A 23,693-nucleotide genomic window follows, 5' to 3' on the forward strand; every position below is an offset into this window, starting at 1 on the left:
ACTACCCCTTATTAACCATTATTCAGCGCTTTTTTAGCTGCATTTTGCTCTGATTCTTTTTTCGTTCTACCTTGTCCAGTTTCTAAAGGATTACCATTTAACAATACTTCTGAAGTAAATAACTTATGATGAGCTGGACCACTTTCATCTAACAAATTATAAGTAATCGTACCTTTATTGCGACGATGCATAAACTCTTGTAATTCAGTTTTGTAGTCTCTGTTAGCCGTATAACTGTCATCTATAACATGTGGATATACAACTTTATTTAAAAATACTTCTACAGTATCAAGACCTTTATCCAAATATAATGCACCAATAAACGATTCAAAAGCATCAGCTATAAGAGAAGGTCTTTCACGTCCACCCGTTTTCTCTTCACCTTTACCTAATAAAAGTAATTCATTCATATTCAAACTCATTGCAAATGTTACAAGTGATGGTTCACATACAATTGATGCGCGCAGTTTAGTGAGCTTACCCTCTGGAAGTAATGGGAATTTCTTATACAAAAACTGTGACACCGTCAATTCTAACACCGCATCTCCTAAAAATTCTAATCGCTCATTATGACTTAGTTTATCAAGTTTAAAATCATTAATAAAACTAGAATGAGAGAACGCTTGAACATATATATCATAATTTCCAAATTCGATATCGACTTCATTCATGAACTCATCGAATCTGGCTTTAAACTGGGTTATGATTTGTGATTTATTTTTAAACATGCCTTTCCTCCTTAACATTATGTTTCCTATCTATTTTACGTTATATTTCATAAAAAAAAAAGAATATTATCATAAAGAACAATAACAGTTCATAATCTATATACATATTACAAATAAAGGAAAGAATATAAACATATATCTAATAGAATGCATAAAAAAACTGCCAACAAAATATAAACTTTGTCGACAGTTTGAATTAATTAACTTACATTTAATTAGTTTGGTCTGATAAACCACATTTCACTTTCGTAATCGTGTGTAATTCGCTGAGCAACCTCAGTCTTATCAGTTCCACCACCATACCAATTTTGATCTAGACTTTGGAATTGCATTAAGTTTCCATCAGCATTACCATTTAATACAATTGCTGTATGACCTGCTCCAGAACCAAAATCTCCATTAAATACTACAATATCTCCAGGTTTTGCAACAAATGAAGGTGAATTCTTATAAACTGTAGCTTCACCACTAAAATTATTAGCAGTAGGAATATCTTTTGCATAATCACCGTGTAAACCATGACCATATAAATAATTCCAATAGTAGTTTACAAGATCAAAGCATTGCCACCCATAATAGCCATCAAAATCCCAGCCCTTACCTTCTAATGAATAAATATAATTCATGGCAGCCGTTGAAGATTTCGCAACTTCTTTTTGGACCTTACTCGATTTTTTATCATAATCTCTATGTTCAATTTCTACGTTCTGTATCTTAGGTGTTTTGTCTTTAGATGTATCACTACCGCCGCCATCTTTAGCGTCAGCATTCATATTCATATTCAGTGCAGTCAAACTCGTAAATGCGATCGCTAACAATAATTTAGACTTAATTTTCATACATCCCCTTTAACATTATGTATTAAATATTCCTATTTGGAATATTAAAACATTTTAACATATATAAAGTATACTGGATATATTATAAATATTAAGTCTTGTTTACAAAATGTAAAAACTGAAATATTTATTTTTTATAAAATCTTACGATTTTGTTCGAGCATGCTTGCCTAGGGGTATGGCTCGAGCCTGTAGTCTCTCACACATACTATTCCCTCAGGCGTCAGCACTTCACAAAATCGTTGCAAATATTCATTTTTAAACAAAAAAGAGCTTAAGACATTTATGCCCTAAGCTCTTTTTTAATTAGAATTATTTTTCTAATGATTCAATATATTTAACAGCGTCACCAACTGTGTTGATTTTTTCTGCTTCCTCATCAGGGATTTCCATATCAAATTCATCTTCTAATTCCATTACTAATTCAGCGATATCTAAAGAATCAGCACCTAAATCATCTTTAAATGAAGCTTCAGGTGTTACTTTTTCAGCGTCTACGCCTAAACGATCTACAATAATTTCTTTAACTTTATCGAAACTTGCCATTCCATTCACCTCCTTTAAATAATTGTCTATTCTATATAATAAGAAATACAATTTCTCTTACTACCATGTATTACTATATAATAAATCCTATTGCATGTACATTCCGCCATTAACATGAATTGTTTGACCTGTTATATAACTTGCTTTATCGCTTGCAAGGAACGCTACAGTATTCGCAATATCACTATCTTCACCAAATCTTGCTAATGGTATTTGTGACTTCATTTGTTCTTTTAAATCATCTGATAGTTGATCTGTCATATCTGAAACGATAAAACCTGGAGCTACAGCGTTACAAGTTATACCTCTTGATGCTAATTCTCTTGCGAAGGTTCTTGTCATACCTTCTACACCTGATTTAGTAGCAACATAGTTTACTTGACCAGGATTACCTAAAGCACCAACGACACTTGAAAGGTTGATAATACGGCCTGACTTTTGTTTTAACATAGGTCTTGTAACTGCTTGAACACAGTTAAATACGCCTTTTAAATTTGTGTTAATTACGTCATCCCATTCATCTTGTTTCATTCTCATCAATAAATTATCTTTTGTAATACCTGCATTATTTACTAATACATCAATTGTTCCAAATTGATTCGTAGTTTCTTTAATCATAGCTTTTACTTCATCAATTTCACTAACGTTAGCTTGTATAGCAAATGCATCTACACCGAATTCTTTTATTTCAGAAACAACTTGTTCAGCTTTTTCTTTGTTTCCTGCATAGTTTACGACTACGTTATAGCCTTCTTTACCAAGTTCTAGTGCGATTTTTCTACCAATACCTCTAGAAGCACCCGTTACGATTGCTGTTTTTGTCATTATTCATTCCATCCTTTAATATCATCAATAGTTTGAATTGATGTTATTTTAACATCTCGGCTAATTTTTTTGACTAAACCAGATAAAACTTTATTCGGACCTACTTCAATAAAATGATCTACACCTTGATCAATTAAATATTCGATAGATTGACTGAATTCTACTGGTGAAAATAATTGTTTCACCATGTTTTCTTTTATTACTTTATGGTCTGTTTCAGGTTTTGCATAAACATTTTGAACGATTGGATGTTTCGCATCTTTCCATTCAAATTGGTCAATATAATTTTCAAAATCTTCAGCAATTGTTTTCATCATTGAAGAGTGAAATGGCCCTGAAACTTTCAATGGCATAACACGCTTTGCTCCATGTGATTTACCTTCTGAGACTAATTTATCTATTAATTCTGAATGTCCAGATACGACAATTTGACCAGGGCAATTAATATTTGCAGGTTCAATTAATTTATCTTCTGTAGATAATTGCTCACATATAGCTCTTACTTCATCAATATTTAGTCCTAAGACTGCAGCCATAGAACCTACGCCTTGTGGAAAAGCTTCAGACATTAATGTACCACGTTTATGTACAATTTGAACTGCATCTTCAAATTTTAATACACCTTCTGATACTAATGCTGAATATTCCCCTAAACTATGTCCTAAAGCAAAGTCATAATTTAAATTTTCCAACGCGTTCATTAGTGCTGAACTATGTGTTAATAAAGCTGGTTGAGTATATTCTGTTAAACCTAAAATTTCTTCTGGATCTTTAAACATTATTTCAAGCAAATCAAAAGATAATGATTCATTTGCTCTATCTAAAATGGATGTTGAATTAATTTCTTTTTGATATAAATCCTCGGCCATCCCTACTTTTTGAGAGCCTTGACCTGGAAACATAATGGCAACTTTACTCATTTATTTCACCTACTGCTTTCTTCATTTTATCTACTATTTTAGTATCTGCAGCTAGTTTAGCTTGTTTAATCGCATTATAAAAAGCTCGTTCGTTTGATGATCCATGTGCTTTTACGACGATACCATTCAGTCCTAATAGAACGGAACCACCATATTCGGCATAGTCCATTTTATCATTAATTTTTTTAAAATCTTTTTTCAAGGTAAGTGCAGCTAGTTTATTTTTAGTTGATGCAGTCATTGCCTCTTTTAACATTTTAAATATACCAGTTGCTGTACCTTCTATTGTTTTTAATACCAAATTCCCGTTATATCCATCTGACACAACAACATCACATGCATCTAAAAGTAAAGATTTTGACTCAACATTACCAATAAAATTATCAAATTTTTCTTCTTTTAATAATTGATATGTTTTTTTAGTTACAGCATTACCTTTAGATTCTTCAGTACCTATATTTAGTAAGGCAAGTGAAGGATTATCGATTTTTCTAACTTGTTTTGCATATATCTCACCCATTTTTGCATATTGAACTAGGTGTTCAGGTTTAGCATCTGAGTTTGCACCGATATCTAAAAATACAAATCCTTTTCCCGTTACTGTAGGAAATGTAGCTACTAACGCTGGTCTTTCTATACCTTTAATTCTACCTACAATAAATAATCCACTACTCATCAACGCACCCGTATTACCAGCTGATACACACGCTTCTGCTTTCCCTTCTTTAACAGCATTAGCCATCAAAACCATAGATGAATTTTTCTTTTTCTTTATAGATCTTACAGGTTCATCATCCATAGTTATCACTTCATCTGTATGTTGAAAAGTTATACGTTCATGTTGATAGTTATATTGTTTTTCATCTCCATACAATAAAATTTCTAAGTCTGGAAAGTCATGAATTGCTGTTTTTACCGATTCTATTACGATACCTGGTGCTTCGTCTCCACCCATCATATCTATCGCAATTTTAACCATTATTTTCACCCTCGTTCGAATAATACATTTCAAATTGTCCTTGGAAAACAAGTTCCCCATGAACAGTACTTGTTACTTCAACTTTAGCTATATGTTTAGATTTACTAATAACAGTAGCTTTAGCGATTACTCTATCTTTTAAATTTACTGATTTTTTGAATTGAACATTACTCTTAGTAGTTAATGCTAATTCGTCATTGATTAAAGCTACACATAACGAATTTGCTTGAGCAAATAAATAGTGACCTCTCGCAATTTTATTACGTGTAAACACATGTTCTTCTTTAATATCTAAAATTGATATAGCGGATTTATCCAGCTCAATATCAATAATTTCCCCTATTACATCTTCAATGGGCAATGATTTAATTTCATCATGATTTTGTGTTGCTACGTCTTTAATACGTCGTCTTAATTCAGGAATTCCTAGCTCCATTCTATCCAGTCTAATAGTTTGGATGCTTACTTTAAAATATTCACTTAAAGTTTCGTCAGTTATGAAAGGTTCTGCTTTCAAACGATTTGTTAATTCCTTCTGGCGATCTGCTTTCGATAATTTCATTTCATCCATATCCATTCTATTATGTACTTATAGCTAAAATTAGCACCTGCTATCATGACCTACTTTATTTATACTAACACGGGTATAACAATATACTCAACAAATAATACAATAAAAAAGAGTGAAATTTAATTTTTCACTCTTTTAATATAAATTATGATGATTTTTCCTCTACAGCAGTATATATCATACGCTCTTCAAATAATAAAGTTTCAGGATTATAAGTATCACAAGTAATTAATGTTAATTGGTTAGGTTTACCTTTGTGTTCATTCAAAACTTCAACTTGACTAGGTTTAACATTTTTTATGTTATTGATTTTGTATTTTTTTGTACCTTTAACTGTAATGAGCTCAACGCTATCTCCGACTTTAGATCTATCTAAATTATTAAATCTAATACCTGCCCCTTCGACACGATGACCAGCTATTGCAACATTTTGCTCATTAAGTTGTTCATTTTCATCAACTAATGACAGACCATTTTTCAAATTCTGTTCCGTTGCTGGACCTTTAAATATAGGCTCAGATATATCTGCAGATGGCACTTTTAAATAGCCAACCATATTATCATTAACTTTGAGTTTATTCGTTTCAGTCTTCGTAATCCACGATTCAATCGGATTCACTTTAACTTTATCATTTTGATTTTCATATGATTCAATCACTTTATCATTAACGCGTTCCGTAAAGTAAGTTCTAATATCATTCCAGAAAAATATTGAAATAGCTGTAATGATTAATAAAATTCCTATAATTTTTAAAACCCACCTCATGTATCTTACCTACTCTCAAATTATGGTAATTATAATTTATACAATCCATCTATTGATGTCAATCAAAATTTTGTTCTTCCATTGATTCTTGAACAAGCATTCTTAACTTATCATATTGTGGTTTAAAAAATTCACCCGACTGAACTAATTCACTCGCTTCATCTCTAGCGACTTCCAACATTCTATAATCTTCAACAATATTTGCAACTCTAAAGTCTGGCAATCCACTTTGTTTTACACCAAAGAAATCACCCGGACCTCTCATTTCTAAGTCTCTTTCAGATAAGTAAAATCCATCAGTTGATTCAGTCATAATATGCATACGTTCTACTCCACTTTCAGTTTTTGGAGATGCAACTAAAGTACAATAACTTTGGTGATGACTACGACCTACTCTTCCTCGTAATTGATGTAGTGTAGATAAACCAAATCGATCTGCATCATAAATGACCATATATGTTGCATTAGGGACGTTTACACCTACTTCAACAACCGTTGTAGATACTAAAATTGCTATTTCATTATTGCTAAATTTATTCATAATTTCATCTTTATCGTCAGCATGCATTTTCCCATGAACAAGTCCTACTTTTTCAGAACCAAATCTTAACTGCAACTGTTCATATATTGCTACAACATTTTGAACATCAAGTGCTTCACTCTCTTCAATCAATGGACATATAACATACGCTTGACGTCCCTTTACGATTTCACTATTGAGTTTATTTAACACATTATCTATCTCATCATGTTTAGCCCATGATGTTATAATTTCTTTACGACCTTTAGGCATTTGTTTGATTGAAGTAACGTCCATTTCTCCAAATGCTGATATTGATAAAGTTCTAGGTATTGGTGTTGCAGTCATAAACAACACGTTTGTATCAGCACCTTTTTCTCTTAACTTTTTCCTTTGATTCACACCAAAGCGATGTTGTTCGTCAATAATAACTAAACCTATTTCATTAAATGATACATCATCTTGTATTAATGCATGTGTACCCACTAAAATATCAATTTCTCCAGCTTCTAACTTCTCTAAAAGTATTTTTCTTTTTTTACCTTTAACTGAACTTGTTAATAAGGCTACATTTAACTTTCCACCAAACAATTCATCTAAGCTAATTGCATGTTGTTCAGCAAGTATAGCTGTTGGAACCATTAAAGCACTTTGTTTACCAGCATTATACATAGCATATATTGCTATAGCTGCAACAACCGTCTTACCTGATCCTACATCACCTTGTAATAATCGATGCATTTTAATAGGGGCTTTTAAATCTCTAAAAATTTCATTCACGCTATTTTTTTGAGCATCTGTTAGTTCGAAAGGCAATGTTTCAATAAATGATTTCACTTCATTCACGTCATAATTGAGTCCTTCAATTTTATTAGATTCTTTCTCCAATTTACTTAACCACTTCATTTTGAGCTGAAATAGAAATAACTCATTAAATGAAAATGTACGACGAGCTAATTTTAAATGCTCAAACTGTACAGGTTTATGTAATATAGGTATGACATCTTTTAATGACATTAATTTATATTTTGTCATTAATTCTGGAGATAACCATTCTTCTATATCAACTAGACTTAATGCTTGCTCTATATATTTATTAAGTTGCTTTTGTTTAAGCCCCTCTTTCAATCTATATATAGGGGTTAATGCATTGCCACCATCTTCTTTTTCCGCCATAACTTTTTGACCTGTTATAACTTGTTTCTTTTGTTCCCATTTGCCCTTCACCGTTACCGTTTCACCCATTATGAGTCTTTTTTTCAAATATGGTTGATTAAAGAATGTTACTTTTACAGCTATATTATCTATCATCATATGGCATGTTAATTTTGATTTATTTCTACCAAAAAATGCAACAGTTGGACTAGAATATACTTCTCCTATAACTGTTACAACATCACCATCATTAGCTTCATTTAAATTGATGACTGATTCATCTTCATAACGAGTTGGTAAATACAGTACAAGGTCTTCTAAAGTATAAATATTTAATTCATTTAACAGCTGAAGACTTTTCGGTCCAACACCTTTAAGTTCTTGCAGTGTATGGTCTGTATATATCAGATGTTGCTTTCTCATTTTTATCACCTATATTAATTAATACTCTAATTATAGAACAAATATTTATGATTAACCAATCGAATTCATTTTACAAACAATTGTGTAGAACAATTAACCTTATATATAAACAAAAAAGAGACTGTGACAATAAAGTTTTGTCATAGCCTCTAAATATCCATTCTAGTTACCAAATATTTCTTGTTTTAATCTTTCACCTGTAGGCGTACCTGCCAATCCACCACGTCCTGTTTCACGTAGAGCTGATGGCATTGTTTGCCCAATTTTATACATAGCTTCTATTACTTCATCAGTAGGTATTCTTGATTTCACACCTGCTAATGCCATATCAGCTGAAATTACTGCATTTGATGCACCTGCTGCATTTCTTTTAACACAAGGAACTTCTACTAATCCTGCAACTGGGTCACAAACAAGTCCGAGCATATTTTTTAAACTAATTGCAAATGCTTCTGCAGATTGTTGAGGTGTACCTCCAGCCATTTCCACTGTTGCGGCTGCACTCATTGCAGCTGCAGAACCAACTTCTGCTTGACATCCACCTGCTGCGCCAGAAATAGATGCATTATTTGCAACGACAAAACCAAAAGCACCTGTTGTAAATAAGAAATGAATCATATCTTCTCTAGTTGGATTCAATCTTTTTTTAAGTGCAAACAACACACCAGGAGCGACGCCTGCCGAACCTGCTGTAGGTGTTGCACAAATTTTACCCATTGCTGCATTAACTTCATTTGTAGCTACTGCTTTGCTAACAGCATCAATCATTAAATCACCTGAAAGTGACTGACCACTTTCTAAATATTTTTGTAATAATACAGCATCCATGCCTGTTAATCCAGTTGTAGATGATACACCATTAATCCCACGTTCTATCGCTTTTTCCATTGTATCTAAATTGCGTTCCATATTTTGATATATTTCTTCTTTGGAGAGCTTCGAAACACGCATTTCCTGTTCAATCATGACTTCGTATATTTTTTTATTTTCTCGTTCACAAATTTCTATAAGTTCTTTCACACTTTGGAACATGATAACCCTCCTTCTATTATTCCCCCATTAATGACACTGTTTGTACACCATCGATATCTTTTATTTTCCCTAATACATCTTCTGGGATATCATCGTCTAGTTCACAAGTCATTAAAGCAAGTTCACCTTTTTCTTTACGGGCAACTTGCATACTTCCAACATTAATTTGATGATCACCAAATACATTTGTAACTTTTCCAATCGTACCAAACGTATCATTATGGAATACTAATAATGCTGGATAATTCCCACTGATCGCGATTTGGAAACCATTTATTGCAACGATTTCCACTTTACCGCCACCAATAGAAATACCTTCAACTGAAATTTCCATTTCTTTATTTCTCATACTTATTATTGCAGTATTAGGATGCGATCTTTCCTCGAACATTTCGATAAAGTTAACATCTATTCCTTGTTGTTCAGCTTCTTCTAAGCTCGTTTTAATTCTGTCGTCATCAGTATCATAACCTAAAATACCTCCAACAAGTGCAACATCTGTTCCATGACCTTTATATGTTTCCATAAAAGACCCGTACAAATATATATCTATATGATCTGGTTTCCCATCAAATAACCCTCTAGCTATCAAACCAATTCTAACTGCTCCTGCAGTATGTGATGAAGATGGTCCAACCATGACAGGACCTATAATGTCAAAGACACTTCTATATTTCATCAATAATCACTCGCTTCTCTTTTAATTTCACCTTATCATTATAACAATTTTAATACATTTTGTAAGCGTTTTAGAATATAAAAAACAACAATGCTTTTTGTTTAACATTGTTGTTTTTTTATTTAACAAAATTATTCTACTGAGAATAAGAATGAATAGATCGGTTGATCACCTTGATGTACTTCTACTTCAACGTCTTCATAGTTTTCTTCAATGTATGATTCTAATTGAGCAACTTCGTCATCAGAAGCATCTTCACCTTTTATAATTGTAAGGATTTCACTATCTTCATCAATCATTTCATCGATTAATTTCTTACTAACTGAAAGATGATCAGCATCACTTACTTTAATACTGCTTTCATGTATTCCCATGTATTCGCCTTTTTTAATAGTTATACCATCAATATTTGTATCTCTAACAGCATAAGTTACAGATCCAGATTTAACAAAACTCATCGCTTCTTCCATTTGAGCTTTGTTTTCTTCAATTGATTGTTCTAAATTAAGGTTTAACATCGCTGAAAGTCCTTGAGAAACTGTTTTTGAAGTCACAACAGCTACTGGAATATCAACTAAATGTCCTACTTGCTCAGCTGCCATTATAATATTTTTATTATTTGGTAATATGATTGCATTTTTACAACCAGATTGTTTAACAACTTTTACGATATCTTCTGTTGAAGGATTCATTGTTTGGCCACCACTTATTACATGTGTAGCACCAAGTGATTTGAATAACTTAGTTATACCTTCGCCCATAGAAATCGTAATAATAGCTGTGTCTACAGCTTCTTGTTGCTGTTCTTGCTTAATTTTCTTATCTGCACTTTTTCTAAGTACTTCTCTATGTTGTTCACGCATATTTTCGATTTTAATTTTGATAAGTTCTCCGTACTGGCTGCCATATGTAAGCACTTCTCCCGGAGTTTCTGAATGCACATGAATTTTAACGATTTCATCATCTGAAATCACTAATAAAGAATCACCAAATTGACTCATATCTTCTCTAAATTGGTCTTCATTGAAAGGTTTTTTATCTTTTCCAAAGCGAACCATAATTTCAGTACAATAACCAAATACGATGTCTTCTGTATTCATAACACCACCAAAATCGTGGTCATCATTTATAAATTCATCAGTATTAACTTTTTCTTTATTAGGTTCAATTTTTTCACCTTTTAAAGTTGCTAAGAAGCCTTCGTATACAAACATCAAGCCTTGTCCACCACTATCAACGACACCGACTTCTTTAAGTACAGGCAATTGATTGGGTGTATTTTCTAACGCTTTTTGTCCTTGTTCAATTACAGCTTCCATAATTGTAATGATATCATCTGTCGTTTCTGAAGAATTCATAGCTGCTTCACCTGCAACTCTCGCTACAGTTAAAATAGTTCCTTCTACTGGCTTCATAACAGCCTTATAAGCAGTGTTAACACCAGACTGGAAAGCTTTAGCAAATTGTTTAGCGTCAATTTCACTTTCATTCTCAATTGATTTTGAGAATCCTCTAAATAATTGAGATAAGATAACACCTGAGTTACCTCTTGCTCCCATTAATAAACCTTTTGAAAATACTTTACCCACTTCACCGATATGTGCGCTATCTTGAGATTTCACCTCAGCAGCACCAGATGACATAGATAAATTCATATTTGTACCTGTATCTCCATCTGGAACTGGAAATACGTTTAAAGAATCTACAAAGTCTGCATTGTTTGATAAACTGTCTGATCCTTGAACGATCATGTCAGCAAACAATTTGCCGTCAATCTTTTTCATACTCTAATTGCCTCCCTATGCTTCCTCATCATCATTAATAACTCTAACACCTTGGATATATATGTTTACTGCGTTGACTTTTAAATTTAATGATTGTTCTAAAGTATATTTAACAGCAGATTGGACATTGTTTGCTATTTCTGAGATTTTCGTACCATAACTCACAATTATATACATATCTACATCAAGTACACCTTCATTTTGAGATACAATAACACCTTTGGCATAATTGTCACGTCCTAGAATTTCAGCAATTCCATCTCTTACTTGGTGTTTACTTGCCATTCCTACGATACCATAACATTCTACTGCAGCTCCGCCAGCAAGTGTTGCGATAACATCATTTGAAATATCGATACTTCCATACTCATTTGTAATTTCTAAAGTCATGATTACGTCCCTCCTACACATCTAAGTTATAAATAACTATCTTTACTTTTATATGTTCTGTTTAATTATACTTAATAACATACTCAAATCGCAAGAATTCATAATTTTATTCACGTTATTTTATACAACGTTTTCACAAGATATCATTATAACAAATAAATCGAACTTTAAAACACTTTTTCCGAAATTTGTTATTATTTTTTCTGTTTTTTGTAAAAAATCCGTTGAATAAATTATACCTGCGTGTTATATTATTAAAGTGTGTAAACGTAAATAAATGTGTATTTATATTTCATTAAAGGAGGATATTTATGGCTAAAGAATGTTTCGTAACAGGTCGTAAAGCTAGAACGGGTAATAATCGTTCTCACGCATTAAATGCTAACAAACGTCGTTGGAACGCTAACTTACAAAAAGTTAGAATTTTAGTTGACGGTAAACCTAAACGTGTATGGGTTTCTGCTCGTGCTCTTAAATCAGGTAAAGTTACACGCGTTTAATGAATATAAGTCACATATAGTAAAGAGAACCTTTGTGTGGAAGGTTCTCTTTTTTTATTTATCTTTACTTTGAATCACTAATATATTTCCAAGCTCAACTGTTACTTTAGGCTGTTCAAACCCTTCTTTAAACTCATTACTAATAGTCAAAGTCGAACCTTGTTCTAAAGTTGTATATGGTAATTCATATTTAAATTGTTCTAATTTCACACGAATATTTGATGTTAAAGGTACAAAAGAGATATACTTCATACCCTCAATTTGTGAAATTCTATGATTCCCCGGTTTCAAAACATTAATTATATTTTGATGATCAATTAGAGATATTTTAATATCATCTGCTAAAAATTCTGGTTTAGTTAATATTTGAATTGCACCCATAAAGTGATCTAAGCGACCACCAGTTGCTCCATATATCTTAATTTCAGAGTAACCTAATTCGACTGCAAGATTAACTGCTAATGCTAAATCTGTATCATCTTTTTCCTTTTTTACTGGGTCAATTTCAATTTGTTCTTTTATTTGATTTAACTCTTTCTCTGTGACTGAGTCAAAATCACCAACTGCTGCTATAGGTTTTATTTGATGATTTAATAATTCTAAAGTACCTCTATCTACACCTATCCAGTCAGATTGTTGTTCTAGAAAAACACTTTCATCTACATTACGTAAACTACATAATAAATTCACTTTCAAAATTATTCACCCTTTAATTTACGAACTGGTTCTTTATAGTCTTCATGTTTGAAATAATAAGATCCTGCAACTAAAATATCTGCTCCTTGATCTTTACATAATTTTCCTGTTTGATCGTTTATGCCACCATCTACTTCTATTTCATAGTTTAAATTATTATCTTTTCTATATTGATTTAACCAAGTTATTTTATCTAATGTACTTTCAATAAATCCTTGTCCACCAAAACCAGGGTTTACCGTCATGATAAGTACGAAGTCTACATCAACTAGTATTTGAGATAATAGTTCTACAGGTGTACCAGGGTTAATAACAACACCTGCTAATTTATTATGTGACTTAATTTGTTGAATTGCTCTATGAATATGGTTTGTTGCTTCATAATGTACAGATACCATATCACTTCCTGCTTCACAAAATAAATCGATCATTTGTTCTGGATTTTCAATCATTAAATGTGTATCAATTGTCATATCTGTTACTTTTCTCAATGATTCTAAGATTGGTAATCCAATAGAAATATTTGGTACGAATTGACCGTCCATTACATCAAAATGAAGTATCTCTGCTCCAGATTCTTTAACGCTCGTTACTTCTTCTTTCAATATTGCAAAATCACATGCTAAAAGTGAAGGTGCTATTTTAACCATTAATATCTTACCTTTCTATTTTGAATTTCTTCAAACAATGTTAAATAGTGCTTATATCTTAATTTATAAAATTCTTTTTCTTCGATAAGTTCTTTTACTGCACACTTTGGTTCGTTAATATGTGTACAATTTCTAAATTTACATTCTGACTTGATCGCTTCAAATTCTGGAAACAGGTCAGCCAACTCTTCTTTTTCTATATGAGAGAAATCTAAAGCACTAAAGCCAGGTGTATCCGCTAAGTAACCATCTTCCATTTCATACAATTCTACATGTCTTGTCGTATGTTTACCTCTATTAAGTGCTTTTGATATTTTATTTGTTTCCAAGTTTAAATCTTTAAATAGACGATTCATAATTGTTGATTTACCGACACCTGATTGTCCACTTAATACAATTATACCTTTGATTAACGGTTTAATAGATTGTGTTAAATCATCGTCTTCACCAACAAATAGTGTTTCATAGCCGACTTCTTCATAATTTTTTAATATTTCTTCTATTTTACTAATTTCAACTTTATTTGCTAAATCTTTTTTAGTGACGCATATTATAGGGGTAATATGATATGAATGTACCACTACTAAAAATCTATCTAACAATTGTTGACTAAATTCAGGTTCAATCGCACTAATCACTACAATGACTCTGTCTATATTAGAAACAGGTGGTCTTAATAAAATATTTTCTCTTGTATGGATATGATGAATATAACCACCAGTCTTATTTTCAACTTGAAAATCTACTATATCTCCTACTACTGGAGACATTTTCTTCTTTCGAAATAAACCTCTAGCTTTTGTAATATATACGCCATCACTAGTTTGAACTGAATAATCGCCACTAATTGATTTTATTATACGACCAGTTTTCAATATAACACCTGCCTCACTTTATTTTTATTATACCAAATGAGGATAACTTTATAGTCATCACACATTATTTTTGAACAAAATTGTAACTTTAGTACCTTTATCAACTTCACTATTAAAGAAAATATGAGCATCATGATGTTCAACAATTGAATCAACAATCGATAAACCTAGACCATTACTATCAACATGCACATTATGTGATTGATCCCCTTTATAAAATCTATCTTTAATCTGACTTAATTGTTCTTGTGACATTCCATAACCTTCATCAATGATTGCTACAGTTATAAAGTCATCTTGTTGAAATACTTTAATTTGAATCATGCTATATTCTGGAGAATATTTAATCGCATTATTTAAAATATTATAAAATGCTTGGTATAACAATTTATTATTACCTTGAATTACTATTTCTTCCATATCAAAAATTATAGATACTTCTTTCTCGTCTAATAAATAATTTAAATTTCTGACGACTTCTTTCATTACTTTATTTAATTCAACAGTCTCATTAAATGAAAGGTGTTCGCTATTATCTAATTCAGATAATAATAATAGTTGTTTCGTCAAATTACTTAAGCGATATGCTCTACCGTATATATCCTCTATGATTTGTACTCTTTTACTTTCAACTTCTTCGTATTCTAGTTCTCTTAACAAACTTAGAATAGATTGTAATGGGGATTTTATTTCGTGAGATACGTTTTGTACAAAAGATTGGCGCATTGTTTCAAGTTGTTTTAACTCGTCTCTCATTTCAATAAATCTATATTGTAGAATTCCGATTTCATCGTCTCTTGTTACTTTAATTTGCACATCAAAATCACCTTTACCTAATGACTCTGTCGTCTTCATTAATCTTCTGATTGGCGTAGCAAGTGAGTGACTTGAAAACATCACTAACACTAATGAAATAATGACCAATAGCACAAGTAAAATCGCTAAAAATATTCTAAATTCACCTAGCATTAAGCCGACACTTGGTCTTAAAAACAGAGCATATTCCGCTCCTTGATGCTCTAATTTCACACCAACAGTATTTCGTGTTTCATTGTCAAAGAACCCTGTTATAAAAATATTAAATGGGCGTTCTTTTATTCCATGATACGTGTTACTACTCAATACTTGTTTAACAGCTTTCACATTTAAATTATATTTTCTAAAATGATCACCATAATATGTTGCTTCCATCTTATCATCGTATAAAATAGCTTGATAATGCAGTTCACTTAAATGTTGTAAATATGCATTCAAATCCAATTCATTATCTTTATCAATATACTTTTGAACTTGTTTTAAAGTTTTTGTAACTTTATAGTCATTCTTTTCTTTTAAATCTATGTGATAGTATATATTTGTCAGAATAAACCCTAAAATTGAACTGACTGCCATAACTACGATTGTATAAATTGTAATGCGCTGTGCTAATGATTTAAACTTCATCTTCAAGCACCGCCTTGTAACCAACGCCTCTCACTGTTTTTATCAAGACATCGCTCTCCAACTTTTCTAGTCTTTTTCTTAATCGCTTTATATGGACATCAAGTGTTCGTTCATCACCTTCAAAATCTATGCCCCATACGACCTCAATAATTTTATCTCTTTGCAATACTTTATCTTTATTTCTCATTAAATAATCCAAAAGTGCAAATTCTTTTTTAGGTAGCAGCATTGATTTCTGGTTAATTGTTATTTCCATATCAACAGAATTCACAAGCGTGTTACCTATTTTTAATTCACTTGAAGAATTAATTTTAAACCTTCTTAAAACAGCCTTAATTCTAAAGAGAAGCTCTTTCATTTCAAATGGCTTAGTGACATAATCATCTGTTCCGGCTAAGAAAGCATTTTCTTTATCACTCAGTTCATCTCTAGCAGTTAACATGATAACTGGAATATCAAAACTTTCTTTAAGCGTTTGGCATAATTCAAAACCATTCATACCTGGCATCATAATATCTACAACAGCTAAGTCTATATATTTATGTTCAACAACTTCCAATGCTTCTTCTCCGCTGAGGCTAGTTACAACATTTATATTTTCACGTTCTATTTCTCTTTTCAAATCATTTAATATAAATCGATCATCATCGACTACTAAACAAGTTACCATGTTATCACCTCTTTCCTATAATGATACCAAATATGTTGTGTATTTATTACAAAAAACTCAAATATATAACGCTTCACTTAAAAAAAGACTACCAACAAATTATATTTTTTGTTGGTAGCCAATTACATTTAACTATTTGAAATAGCGTAAAGTTATTAAACAGATTCTACGTTACGGTTAACTAACGCATTTACATTTTCAATAATTGTTCCACTTACAACTCGACCAGGTAATTTGTTTAATTTCACAGATAAATCTTGGTCTTGTTTCATATCATATGAAATATTTCTTGCGAAGTATTTCATTGATTCTTCCATAATGATGATTGTCATCCATTCACCAGCACAACGGTGATTTGTATTATAATCTCCGCCACCTTGTGGAATTAAATCAAACGGACTACCATCCCAATCACTGAAACGGTTAGGATAGAATCTCTCAGGATTTTCCCATAAACCTTCTTTATGCAATGTTCCGTAAATATCCATTATTAAGAAAGTATCTTTTTCAATAGTATATCCATCAAATTCAATATCAACTGCCGCTTTACCAGGTAAGAATGGCACGAAAGGATAGAATCTTCTTACTTCTTGCACAAATTTATAAGCATAGTCATCTTCGTTATTGAAGACTTTTTCAGCTTCTCCTGGATAGTCATGTAACGCTTTAACACCAAAGCTAACGAAACGGTTAATCGCTACTAGAGGACGTACTACGTTCATTAAATCAATAGCACATAATCTAGAATCCATTAAGTTACCTTCGAAATCTTCCCAATGACTAAATTCATGTAAAGCTGTACCTTGTGGAGGCGTTAATTTGCCTTCACGTACCGCAATAATTTGATTTTCAAGGAAAGTTTCAACTCTAGCTCTAGCTTGTTTAGCTTCTTTATAACCTTTAAATGCTGTACCGATATTTTTAAATGAATCTATCATTGTATCCATATCTTTCGCGCAGCTTTCAATTTCTTCTGGAGAAGCAATGATACCAGCCCATCTAAATCCTACTTTAGTTAATAAGACTATAGATTCTTTATAAACATTTACTTCATCCATTCTTTCCATACGTTCAGTATTCATAAACCAAGTACTACGTGTAAGTTCTCTTAAGTAGTCTAAGTTCTCTTCAGTCATTAAAGACATAAATAGAGCTTTACGGTCTATATGTTTTTTACCACCAGTAGTATGTATAGCACCTTTACCGAATAAAGTATTTACAACACGTTTAGGTAATGTTCCTTGTCTTTCAATTAACTCATTGTTATAAAAAAGCTCTGCAGCTTCTTTACCGCTAATTACTACTGTTCTTCTTCCGCCTAAAGCTCTTAATTCGAAAATATTAGAATCAAATTTTTCAAGTCTACTAGGCACATAATTATATCCTTCTTTTAAAACTTTAAATGTACTATCAAGCCCTCGATCTTTTGGTATTTGCTTACCCATAAAATCATTGCCCCCTAAAAATTATTGTAAATTTCATATACTTACATATTATTTCATTTTCTTGGAAAATAATCAATCAACTACTATTATCAATTGAAAATTTTATATCTTTATCTACAATTGCGTGTCTTTTTGACCATTCGATTAATATTTCCGGGTATATAACTTCATCTTTTATTTCATTGTTCACATTCTCGACAGGAAACGTTAATACAAATCTTTGGTCTATAACTTCATCTACTAAATTAAAAAATTTCAAATTACCTTTAGTTGGTCGTCCTACAAGATTAACAATTCCCGAATTTGATACTTTATAAACTAACCATTCAGCTGCATTTTCAGTATCTTTATCAATTAAAATCGTTATTTTTTCAAAACGACTTAAACCAATAAAGTCGATTTTATTGTCATCAAAATATTCCCAGTTACCTGAAGGTTGATCCATTAAATTTTGATAAAATGCTTGTTCATTCATTTCTTCGCATTGTTTAAAAATTCGTTCTATTTTTTGTTTATATAACGATTTATGTCGTTCACGGTCAATCACTATATGTGTGTCACTAGTTAATATTGTTTCTTGATTGCCAATTTCATAAAAATATGGAATAAGAAATTCTGCAATACTTAATTTATCAAAAGTTGCTTTCCTAAAATCAAATATTATATCCTTTGATGACTGTTTAATTTTGGATAATTGATATAAAGCTTCCACAGTTTGTTCAAACGTAATATTACCAACAAACTCTGCAATAGGTGTATTTTCTTTAATATACACATTGATCGAAGCCTCATCATTTAATTGATACTTTTTCAATTCAAAATGATAATACTGATTGCTTCTCTTTACATCCACTTCACTTTGAAACGTCAAAATATGTTCCCATTCTTCACGATGATAAGGTTCATCGCCTAACAAACGTTTATATCGCTTCCTACAAAATTCTATAGGATCTCCAGATAATGTTACAATTTCATCGCCTAATACAAAGCGAATATCATTTATAACTTCTGTTACTACAAGCGAATCTTTAGTTGCTCTAACTTTAATGCCAACTTGTTTTTCAGGTTCTTTTAAAGATTTTATTTTCGTATTAAATAGACCAATATCAAAGAAATAATTATTCATTACTTCTATAAATACTTGGTCCGTTAATTGTGGTGAAGTAACGATATTTTTATATTCGTCATAGATATTATACTTCTCATCAATATTTTGAATAGCATGTTCAACCTGTTTGTGCATATATTCATACAAAGATACATATGGAAGCATATTTTCACCTCGGATTCATTTTCTAAATTTTACTAATAACCGCTTATTAAATCAATTAAAAATATAAAAAATTATAAAAAAAGCTACTTCCACAACTAACATGTCTAAAAAGGATGATATCAAGACATTGGCAAGTTATGAAAATAGCTATATTATTAATTAAAAATCATCGTAATCGATTGTATTGCTTTCTATTTCTTTACCGTCTACTTCTACACGATATTCAGCTGATTCACCTTTAGGAATCGTGAAATCAATACTTTTCGTTGTATCTTTCTTAATAGTAAATGAATCAGATACTTCTTTTATATCATTAGTTTTATCTTTTACAAAAATTTCTACTTTTTGACCTTTATTCTTATCTGATCCTGTAAAAGGTATATAAACAGATTGAGTATAAGTCTTGTCTCTAAGACTGTCTTTATCATCAGATTTGTCGCCTTGCTTATCATCAGATTTGTCTTTGTTAGAGTCTTTGCCTTTTGACACATCAAGATATATCGTGGATTCAACAGGTAGTTGACCATTTTTAAATGACTGCTTAACTACAGTATCTTTTGATTCTTCACTGTCAACCTCATTAGTTTCAACTTTAAATCCTAATGATTCTAGTTCAGAAGTTGCTGTCGCAACCTCTTCACCAGTATAGTCTTTAACATATTCTTGTTGTACACCTATTGATTTTGTTAATATAATCATCGTGTCTTTAGGCACTACTTTACTACCTGGTTCAACATTTTGGTTAATAATTGTACCATTTTCAGCTTTGTCATATTCTTCTTTTATTCGAACAGATTCAAAGCCTTGCTTCTCTAATTGCTTTTTAGTATTATCAGCTGATTTACCGACGTAATCCTCTATTGTAAATGTCTTAACACCTTTTGAAATAACTAAATCAACTTTAGACATTTCTTTTACTTTCGTACCTACTTTAGGTGTAACTTTCATAACTTCGCCTTCTTTGAAGTTATTACTATAGTCTTCAGTGATTTTTCCTTTACGCAATCCTTTTTCATTTAATAAAGCAGTTGCCTCACCTCTAGATTTGCCTAGTAAGTTTGGTACGTCTTCATATTTAGGTGCCGTTAAAGCAAATCCTATAGCTCCAACTAGCATACATAATAAAAGAATTGGTACAAAGACAATTAACCATTTGTTTCTTTTATGTTTAGGTTTTTCATTTTCTTGATTTACACTGTTTGAAGTACTGTGACCTGTATCTGCAACTGGAACTGTCTTGGTTTGGTCTCCATTGTCATCAGTTTTTACGACAGGTATTGTCTTTGTTTCAGAACTCGATTCGTATCTTGGTGTTTCATCTTTACGCTCTTCATCTAAAGCCGTTAATAAATCATTATACATTTCATTAGTATCACGATACCTTAAAGCTTTTTCTTTTTGTGTTGCTTTCATTATAACGTTTTCTAAACTTTGAGGTACTGATGGTCGTTCATTTCGAACAAAAGGCAGTTCTTCTTGAATATGTTTAATTGCAACACTTACAGGTGTTTCTCCATTAAATGGCGGATGTCCTGTTAACAATTCAAATAATACGATACCAATTGAATATATATCAGATGATTCATCAGTAGATTGACCTTTAGCTTGTTCAGGAGATAAATATTGAACTGATCCCATTACATGATTCGTTTCAGTCAATGCAGTTTCACTTAAAGCTCTAGCTATACCGAAATCTAATATTTTTAAAGTACCCTTTTTAGTCATTAAAATATTTTGTGGTTTTATATCTCTATGAATAATTCGATGATGATGTGCATGTGCAATGCCTTTTAATATTTGAAGCGTCATTTCTACCGCTTCTTCTGCAGATAACTTACCTTCTTTACATAAATACTCCTTTAATGTAGGACCATCTATATATTCCATAACTAAGTAATAACAATTATCATCTTCTTCAACGTCCAACACATTCACAATATTATTATGACTCAAAATAGTTGTGTTCTGAACTTCTCTTTCAAAACGTTCAACTGCTTTTTCTTTTTCATATGGCGGTATATTGATGACTTTAACCGCTACATCACGGTTTAAGATGTTATCTTTTGCTAAATAAACATTACTCATGCCACCGCCACCTAGATATTTCACAAATTCATAGCGACCGGCGATTATGCGACCTATCATATTTTCCCACCTTCAAATGGGTATAATACTAAAGAAATATTATCTTTACCTTCAGCTTCAATGGTTTCTTCTATAAGTGTTTCACCTATATCTTCCGTTGAACCTTTATGAGTCATAATAATTTGTTGTACATCATCTTCACGTAAATAATCAGTTAAACCATCAGAATTTAATAAAAGATAGTCATAATATTTAGTGTTATAGTAAAAAACATCTGGCTTAACTCGTTTATCTGTACCCATTACTTTCGTTATTATATTTCTTTGAGGATGTGTAAAAGCCTCTTCTTTAGATATTTCTCCAATCGTAACAAGATGATTAACAAATGTATGATCATTTGTTAATTGCATCATTTCACGACTGTTAATCAGGTAAGCACGTGAATCACCTATATTAGCAACAACGATATCTTTTTCATATACAATTATACAAACACAAGTTGTACCCATGCCTCTAAATTCTTCGTTGTTCATAGACTCGTTATATAATTGTCTATTAATATCTGCAAGATTGGATTTCAACCAATCTTCAGCATGATCATATTCAATATAATTTTCTTCTTCGAATCTATCCTTTAGTGAATCATTCACAAATTGACTTGCAACTTCACCTGCAGCATGTCCACCCATTCCATCACAAATCACTAATAGGACTTGCCCAGTTTGGTTCGTGTAGATACCACCTGCATCTTCATTTTGTTCTCGAAATTGACCGACATCTGTAAAAAAACGTGCTTCCATGATTTCTTACCTCGTTTCTTCTTTTCGCTCTTTTGCTCTTAGTTGACCACATGCAGCATCGATATCTGCACCTTGATTACGTCTAATTGTAGCATTTATGCCATTTCTTTTTAATTCTTTTTCAAATTTAAAGATATCTTCTTTTGAAGTCTTAACATAATCACGTTCAGGTACATGATTTACTGGAATTAAGTTAACATGACAATTTAAATTTTTGATTAATTTTGCTAAAGCTTTTGCATGATGTACTTGGTCATTTACGCCACCAAATAAGCCATATTCAAAAGTGATTCTTCTGTTTGTTTTACTAACATAATATTCTATAGCTTCCATTAATTTATCTAAATCATAAGCTCTGTTTATTGGCATTAATCTTGAACGTGTTTCATTATCTGCAGCGTGTAAACTTACCGCAAAATTAATTTGAAGAGATTCATCTGCGAAATCATAAATTTTAGGAATGATACCTGATGTAGATACTGTAATATGACGTGCACCGATATTCAAGCCTTTATCATGATTAATAATTTTTAAGAAGCCCATCATTTCATCATAATTTTCAAATGGTTCACCAATTCCCATAATTACAACTTGGCTTACACGTTCATCTGATTCATCTAAAGCTTTTTGAACTGTTAATACTTGAGCCACAATTTCTCCTGCTTCAAGATTACGTTTTAACCCACCTATAGAAGATGCACAGAATGTACAACCTATTCTACAGCCTACTTGTGTTGTTACACATACTGAGTTTCCGTATTCATGTCTCATTAAAACTGTTTCAATCGTATATCCATCTTGTAATTCAAATAGGAATTTAATTGTACCGTCTTTACTTTCTTGTTTAACAGCTACTTCTAACGTTGTAATTTCAAATGATTGAACTAATTTTTCTCTTAATTCTATTGATAAATTAGTCATTTCACTAAAAGCATCTACTCTTTTAACGTATAACCAATCAAAGATTTGTTTAGCTCTAAACTTCGGTTCTGATTGATCAATCAACCAATCTTCTAATTCTCCTAACTGTAAAGAGTATATTGAAGGTCTTTCGAAGTTAGGCATAAATTTATTGCGCTTTTTCTGTATCGCTGGCATA

General features: G+C 31.6%; 24 protein-coding genes. 1 reads left to right on the plus strand and 23 read right to left on the minus strand.

Annotated elements, in window-relative coordinates; all coding sequences use genetic code 11:
• Nucleotides 1–11: 11 nt before the first annotated feature.
• The 13 genes from rnc to LQ609_RS01185 form a co-directional block, all read right to left on the minus strand.
• Nucleotides 12–728, minus strand: coding sequence for a ribonuclease III (rnc, locus tag LQ609_RS01125; RefSeq protein ID WP_078356122.1), 717 nt, complete (start codon nt 726–728; stop codon nt 12–14).
• A gap of 215 nt (nt 729–943) precedes the next feature.
• Nucleotides 944–1,567 carry a CHAP domain-containing protein gene (locus LQ609_RS01130; RefSeq protein ID WP_208143943.1) on the minus strand — a complete coding sequence of 208 codons (624 nt, stop codon included), beginning with the start codon at nt 1,565–1,567 and terminating at the stop codon, nt 944–946.
• A gap of 312 nt (nt 1,568–1,879) precedes the next feature.
• The gene (locus LQ609_RS01135) at nt 1,880–2,113 is read right to left on the minus strand and encodes an acyl carrier protein (protein WP_078356120.1); all 234 of its coding nucleotides are present in this window, start codon (nt 2,111–2,113) and stop codon (nt 1,880–1,882) included.
• An 87-nt stretch (nt 2,114–2,200) separates the two neighbouring features.
• On the minus strand, nt 2,201–2,938 hold the full coding sequence (fabG, locus tag LQ609_RS01140) for a 3-oxoacyl-[acyl-carrier-protein] reductase (RefSeq protein WP_078356119.1): 738 nt from the start codon (nt 2,936–2,938) through the stop codon (nt 2,201–2,203).
• Complete coding sequence (fabD, locus tag LQ609_RS01145; RefSeq protein ID WP_078356118.1) at nt 2,938–3,858, minus strand: ACP S-malonyltransferase; 921 nt, start codon at nt 3,856–3,858, stop codon at nt 2,938–2,940. Before fabD ends, fabG begins: the two co-directional genes overlap by 1 nt.
• On the minus strand, nt 3,851–4,837 hold the full coding sequence (plsX, locus tag LQ609_RS01150) for a phosphate acyltransferase PlsX (protein WP_107509151.1): 987 nt from the start codon (nt 4,835–4,837) through the stop codon (nt 3,851–3,853). Before plsX ends, fabD begins: the two co-directional genes overlap by 8 nt.
• On the minus strand, nt 4,830–5,399 hold the full coding sequence (fapR, locus tag LQ609_RS01155) for a transcription factor FapR (protein WP_078356372.1): 570 nt from the start codon (nt 5,397–5,399) through the stop codon (nt 4,830–4,832). The genes plsX and fapR overlap by 8 nt, the downstream gene beginning before the upstream one ends.
• Nucleotides 5,400–5,553: 154 nt before the next feature.
• A complete protein-coding gene (locus tag LQ609_RS01160) occupies nt 5,554–6,174 on the minus strand; it encodes a class A sortase (RefSeq protein ID WP_239734242.1) in 621 nt (206 codons plus the stop codon).
• Between the two features lie 58 nt (nt 6,175–6,232).
• The gene (gene recG, locus LQ609_RS01165) at nt 6,233–8,272 is read right to left on the minus strand and encodes an ATP-dependent DNA helicase RecG (RefSeq protein ID WP_239734243.1); all 2,040 of its coding nucleotides are present in this window, start codon (nt 8,270–8,272) and stop codon (nt 6,233–6,235) included.
• 162 nt (nt 8,273–8,434) lie between these two features.
• The gene (gene sdaAA / locus LQ609_RS01170; RefSeq protein WP_078356114.1) at nt 8,435–9,304 is read right to left on the minus strand and encodes an L-serine ammonia-lyase, iron-sulfur-dependent, subunit alpha; all 870 of its coding nucleotides are present in this window, start codon (nt 9,302–9,304) and stop codon (nt 8,435–8,437) included.
• 16 nt (nt 9,305–9,320) lie between these two features.
• Nucleotides 9,321–9,983 carry an L-serine ammonia-lyase, iron-sulfur-dependent subunit beta gene (sdaAB, locus tag LQ609_RS01175; RefSeq protein ID WP_078356113.1) on the minus strand — a complete coding sequence of 221 codons (663 nt, stop codon included), beginning with the start codon at nt 9,981–9,983 and terminating at the stop codon, nt 9,321–9,323.
• 131 nt (nt 9,984–10,114) lie between these two features.
• Entirely contained in the window at nt 10,115–11,767 is a 1,653-nt protein-coding gene (gene fakA, locus LQ609_RS01180) for a fatty acid kinase catalytic subunit FakA (protein ID WP_078356112.1), read from the minus strand.
• A 15-nt stretch (nt 11,768–11,782) separates the two neighbouring features.
• Complete coding sequence (locus tag LQ609_RS01185; protein ID WP_016911554.1) at nt 11,783–12,157, minus strand: Asp23/Gls24 family envelope stress response protein; 375 nt, start codon at nt 12,155–12,157, stop codon at nt 11,783–11,785.
• 311 nt (nt 12,158–12,468) lie between these two features.
• Here LQ609_RS01185 and rpmB point away from each other — a divergent pair, with 311 nt between their 5' ends.
• Nucleotides 12,469–12,657, plus strand: coding sequence for a 50S ribosomal protein L28 (gene rpmB / locus LQ609_RS01190; RefSeq protein ID WP_078356111.1), 189 nt, complete (start codon nt 12,469–12,471; stop codon nt 12,655–12,657).
• A gap of 54 nt (nt 12,658–12,711) precedes the next feature.
• Here the strand turns inward: rpmB and LQ609_RS01195 are convergent, their stop codons facing one another.
• The 10 genes from LQ609_RS01195 to rlmN all read right to left on the minus strand — a co-directional run bounded on the left by LQ609_RS01195 (nt 12,712) and on the right by rlmN (nt 23,692).
• Nucleotides 12,712–13,347 carry a thiamine diphosphokinase gene (locus LQ609_RS01195; RefSeq protein ID WP_325878985.1) on the minus strand — a complete coding sequence of 212 codons (636 nt, stop codon included), beginning with the start codon at nt 13,345–13,347 and terminating at the stop codon, nt 12,712–12,714.
• A gap of 8 nt (nt 13,348–13,355) precedes the next feature.
• On the minus strand, nt 13,356–14,003 hold the full coding sequence (rpe, locus tag LQ609_RS01200; RefSeq protein ID WP_107509147.1) for a ribulose-phosphate 3-epimerase: 648 nt from the start codon (nt 14,001–14,003) through the stop codon (nt 13,356–13,358).
• Entirely contained in the window at nt 14,003–14,878 is an 876-nt protein-coding gene (gene rsgA, locus LQ609_RS01205; protein WP_078356108.1) for a ribosome small subunit-dependent GTPase A, read from the minus strand. The genes rpe and rsgA overlap by 1 nt, the downstream gene beginning before the upstream one ends.
• 57 nt (nt 14,879–14,935) lie before the next feature.
• Complete coding sequence (locus LQ609_RS01210) at nt 14,936–16,321, minus strand: sensor histidine kinase (RefSeq protein ID WP_239734244.1); 1,386 nt, start codon at nt 16,319–16,321, stop codon at nt 14,936–14,938.
• The gene (locus LQ609_RS01215; RefSeq protein ID WP_078356106.1) at nt 16,311–16,991 is read right to left on the minus strand and encodes a response regulator transcription factor; all 681 of its coding nucleotides are present in this window, start codon (nt 16,989–16,991) and stop codon (nt 16,311–16,313) included. The genes LQ609_RS01210 and LQ609_RS01215 overlap by 11 nt, the downstream gene beginning before the upstream one ends.
• A 155-nt stretch (nt 16,992–17,146) precedes the next feature.
• Nucleotides 17,147–18,436: a cytochrome P450 gene (locus tag LQ609_RS01220; RefSeq protein WP_078356105.1), complete on the minus strand. Its 1,290-nt coding sequence runs from the start codon at nt 18,434–18,436 to the stop codon at nt 17,147–17,149.
• Between the two features lie 76 nt (nt 18,437–18,512).
• The gene (locus LQ609_RS01225) at nt 18,513–19,709 is read right to left on the minus strand and encodes a hypothetical protein (protein ID WP_078356104.1); all 1,197 of its coding nucleotides are present in this window, start codon (nt 19,707–19,709) and stop codon (nt 18,513–18,515) included.
• A 159-nt stretch (nt 19,710–19,868) separates the two neighbouring features.
• Nucleotides 19,869–21,854, minus strand: a complete 1,986-nt coding sequence (pknB, locus tag LQ609_RS01230; protein ID WP_239734245.1) for a Stk1 family PASTA domain-containing Ser/Thr kinase — start codon at nt 21,852–21,854, stop codon at nt 19,869–19,871.
• Nucleotides 21,851–22,597, minus strand: coding sequence for a Stp1/IreP family PP2C-type Ser/Thr phosphatase (locus tag LQ609_RS01235; RefSeq protein WP_107509144.1), 747 nt, complete (start codon nt 22,595–22,597; stop codon nt 21,851–21,853). Before LQ609_RS01235 ends, pknB begins: the two co-directional genes overlap by 4 nt.
• Before the next feature lie 3 nt (nt 22,598–22,600).
• Nucleotides 22,601–23,692: a dual-specificity RNA methyltransferase RlmN gene (gene rlmN / locus LQ609_RS01240; RefSeq protein ID WP_078356101.1), complete on the minus strand. Its 1,092-nt coding sequence runs from the start codon at nt 23,690–23,692 to the stop codon at nt 22,601–22,603.
• Nucleotide 23,693: the final 1 nt, after the last annotated feature.

The organism is Mammaliicoccus sp. G-M28 (genome assembly GCF_022386595.1).
Classification (GTDB): domain Bacteria; phylum Bacillota; class Bacilli; order Staphylococcales; family Staphylococcaceae; genus Mammaliicoccus; species Mammaliicoccus fleurettii.

What these genes read in the sequence shown, in the direction of transcription:
- LQ609_RS01160 (WP_239734242.1), bottom strand. Translation starts at nt 6,174, where the DNA reads ATGAGGTGGGTTTTAAAAATTATAGGAATTTTATTAATCATTACAGCT.
- LQ609_RS01185 (WP_016911554.1), bottom strand. Translation starts at nt 12,157, where the DNA reads ATGACTTTAGAAATTACAAATGAGTATGGAAGTATCGATATTTCAAAT.
- sdaAA (WP_078356114.1), bottom strand. Translation starts at nt 9,304, where the DNA reads ATGTTCCAAAGTGTGAAAGAACTTATAGAAATTTGTGAACGAGAAAAT.
- LQ609_RS01220 (WP_078356105.1), bottom strand. Translation starts at nt 18,436, where the DNA reads ATGGGTAAGCAAATACCAAAAGATCGAGGGCTTGATAGTACATTTAAA.
- LQ609_RS01225 (WP_078356104.1), bottom strand. Translation starts at nt 19,709, where the DNA reads ATGCTTCCATATGTATCTTTGTATGAATATATGCACAAACAGGTTGAA.
- sdaAB (WP_078356113.1), bottom strand. Translation starts at nt 9,983, where the DNA reads ATGAAATATAGAAGTGTCTTTGACATTATAGGTCCTGTCATGGTTGGA.
- fakA (WP_078356112.1), bottom strand. Translation starts at nt 11,767, where the DNA reads ATGAAAAAGATTGACGGCAAATTGTTTGCTGACATGATCGTTCAAGGA.
- fabG (WP_078356119.1), bottom strand. Translation starts at nt 2,938, where the DNA reads ATGACAAAAACAGCAATCGTAACGGGTGCTTCTAGAGGTATTGGTAGA.
- recG (WP_239734243.1), bottom strand. Translation starts at nt 8,272, where the DNA reads ATGAGAAAGCAACATCTGATATATACAGACCATACACTGCAAGAACTT.
- LQ609_RS01210 (WP_239734244.1), bottom strand. Translation starts at nt 16,321, where the DNA reads ATGAAGTTTAAATCATTAGCACAGCGCATTACAATTTATACAATCGTA.
- pknB (WP_239734245.1), bottom strand. Translation starts at nt 21,854, where the DNA reads ATGATAGGTCGCATAATCGCCGGTCGCTATGAATTTGTGAAATATCTA.
- rlmN (WP_078356101.1), bottom strand. Translation starts at nt 23,692, where the DNA reads ATGCCAGCGATACAGAAAAAGCGCAATAAATTTATGCCTAACTTCGAA.
- rpmB (WP_078356111.1), top strand. Translation starts at nt 12,469, where the DNA reads ATGGCTAAAGAATGTTTCGTAACAGGTCGTAAAGCTAGAACGGGTAAT.
- LQ609_RS01215 (WP_078356106.1), bottom strand. Translation starts at nt 16,991, where the DNA reads ATGGTAACTTGTTTAGTAGTCGATGATGATCGATTTATATTAAATGAT.
- LQ609_RS01130 (WP_208143943.1), bottom strand. Translation starts at nt 1,567, where the DNA reads ATGAAAATTAAGTCTAAATTATTGTTAGCGATCGCATTTACGAGTTTG.
- plsX (WP_107509151.1), bottom strand. Translation starts at nt 4,837, where the DNA reads ATGGTTAAAATTGCGATAGATATGATGGGTGGAGACGAAGCACCAGGT.
- LQ609_RS01135 (WP_078356120.1), bottom strand. Translation starts at nt 2,113, where the DNA reads ATGGCAAGTTTCGATAAAGTTAAAGAAATTATTGTAGATCGTTTAGGC.
- fapR (WP_078356372.1), bottom strand. Translation starts at nt 5,399, where the DNA reads ATGAAATTATCGAAAGCAGATCGCCAGAAGGAATTAACAAATCGTTTG.
- rnc (WP_078356122.1), bottom strand. Translation starts at nt 728, where the DNA reads ATGTTTAAAAATAAATCACAAATCATAACCCAGTTTAAAGCCAGATTC.
- fabD (WP_078356118.1), bottom strand. Translation starts at nt 3,858, where the DNA reads ATGAGTAAAGTTGCCATTATGTTTCCAGGTCAAGGCTCTCAAAAAGTA.
- rpe (WP_107509147.1), bottom strand. Translation starts at nt 14,003, where the DNA reads ATGGTTAAAATAGCACCTTCACTTTTAGCATGTGATTTTGCAATATTG.